Origin of the sequence: Halorubrum sp. AD140 (genome assembly GCF_034497445.1) — an archaeon.
Classification (GTDB): Archaea; Halobacteriota; Halobacteria; order Halobacteriales; family Haloferacaceae; genus Halorubrum.
Map to the genome: position 1 here is coordinate 1 of NZ_JAXRUU010000151.1, position 1,699 is coordinate 1,699.

1 protein-coding gene is annotated in these 1,699 nt (G+C 65.2%); it reads right to left on the minus strand.

Translation table 11 applies throughout. From position 1 onward, the window contains the following. A partial coding sequence (locus U4E84_RS16835; protein WP_322533256.1) for an ABC transporter substrate-binding protein occupies window positions 1–1,302 on the minus strand: 1,302 nt, incomplete at its 3' end. Window positions 1,303–1,699: the final 397 nt, after the last annotated feature.

Consider the following 1,699-nt stretch of genomic DNA (forward strand, 5'->3'; position numbering starts at 1 on the left):
CACCGCGTCGACGTTGTACGGGCCGGTGAACTCCGATGAGATGACGTCGTTCAGCTCCGTCATCGTATCGGAGGTGACGCCGAGCCCGTGCTGGAGGTTGGGCGGCCGGTACTCCGCGTCCGCGAAGTCCTCGGCCGTCTCTTGGAGGTACGGACCGAACTCGTCCATGCTGACGTCGGTACGGGTCGGGATCGACCCCTTGTACTGGTTGAACGCGATCTGTGCCTCCTCGCTGCCGACGAACGCCTCCCACGTCTTCGACGCCTCGGGCGTCGGGTTGTCTGCCGGGTAGAGGAACGAGTCGAAGTGGAGCGTGTACATCCCCTCCGTGCCGGGGAACGTCTTGAAGCCCCAGTCCTCATCGTACTCGAAGTCGTCGGCGTTTCGGAACGCACCCGCCGCCCAGTTACCCTGATGGATGAACGCGGCGTCGCCGTTGACGATGTTCTCGTTCGACTCGGTCAGGTCGATAGAGGACGCGTCGTCGCTGATGTAGTTCTCCAGAATGTCCGCCGTCGTCTCGAACGCCGAACGGACGGCCTCCTCGTCGCCGTTGCCATCGAGGAAGTCCATGTACGGCTCGTAGCCGTTCTCGCCGAGCATCACGGCACCCCACAGCTGGGTCGTGTGCCACGTGGCATTCATCGCGTGGGTCATCGGGATCGCGTCCGTCTCGTCCGCGACCGTCTCCAGCGCGTCGATGAGCGCCGAGGGGCTCTCGAGCGAGTCCACGTCGACGCCCGCGTCCTCGACGACCGAGACGTTGTAGAAGAGGCAGTTCAGTCGGTGGGAACCGAGCGGCACGGCACGGTAGCTGCCGCCCTGCTGGTGCAAGTCGATCGCCTCCTCGACCATCGCGTCCTCGAAGTCGTTCTCTTCCCAGACGTCGTCGACGCTGCCGAGCGCGCCCTCGTAACGCTCGAGGTTCGGGCCCGGCCAGTTCGCGAACGCGCCCGGCGCGTCGTCGCTCTGGAGCCGGTTCGCGACGACCGAGTCGAGGTTCTCGTTGCCGCCGCCGCCGATTGGCTCCATCTCGAGTTCGGCGTCGCGGTCGGCCTCGTTGAACGCCTCTTCGAGCGCATCGGCCGCCTCGGCGCCGTCGCCGCCGGTCCAGCCGTGAAGCACTTCGACGGGGTCACCGCTGCCGCCGTCGTCGCCGTCGTCACTGCCGTTGCCCCCGTCACCGCCGTCGCCGCCGCCGGAACAGCCGGCGATCCCCACGGTTGCGAGGCTCCCGGCGCCGGCCACGTAGTGGCGACGGGTGAGTTCGCTCTCCGAATCGGCACTGTTGTCACGTGACATGTGTCCCCGAGTTTGGGTGGCCGATACTTAACGATTGATGTTTATTTACTCGAAAGACTATTAAAAACTCAAAACATCTGAGAGGTGCGAAGGGTCCCTCTAACGGTTTTTTTGCGGGTAATTCTGCCTATCGGACTACCGCCACCACCCGACTTCTAAACGATCTGCAGGGGGGTGATCGTAAGGAAATGGCGCGTGGCCGCCCCGGCTCGGGACGTCTCTTCCTCCTGACACTTGGTGCCGGTTCGTCGTCTCGGCCCGCCGACCGACCGATTCTTGAGCGCCCGGACCGGACTCACACGTCATGGACGGACCGCTGTGGATAGACACGCACGCGCCCGACCTCGACGAGATCCGGCAGGACGAGGCCCGCGATCGCCTGCGCCGGGCCGTCGAC